This window comes from Frankia sp. Mgl5 (assembly GCF_023242985.1).
Taxonomy (GTDB): Bacteria; Actinomycetota; Actinomycetes; order Frankiales; family Frankiaceae; genus Parafrankia; species Parafrankia soli.
In genome coordinates, this window is sequence record NZ_JALKFY010000092.1 from 1 (window position 1) to 279 (window position 279).

Annotated in this window: 1 protein-coding gene; it reads left to right on the plus strand. The window is 54.8% G+C overall.

From position 1 onward, the window contains the following. Positions 1-279 (plus strand): hypothetical protein (locus MXD62_RS08510; protein WP_248828844.1); only part of this gene is annotated, 279 nt, incomplete at both ends.

The following is a 279-nucleotide window of genomic DNA, read 5'->3' on the forward strand; positions in this document are numbered from 1 at the left end:
AAGGTATGGGAGCGGACGAAACGGAAAAAAAGGCTCCCTGGCATTGGCTGGTGGGGCAGCATGGTTGTGGCGGCGGCAGTATTATTGCTGGTGTTGCCAGCAATTTATTCCCACAGCCCGCTCACTCCGCAAGGACAAGGGAGCGGTACAAAGCAAAAACCGGTGCTTTTTCCCGGGGCAGTATGGCAGGTTCCGTCGTTGTGGAAGGCTTCCCCGCTCCAATCCGCTACAGTCAATGGTCTAAGCTTTCAATACTACGGGGAAAAACCGGTACGGATC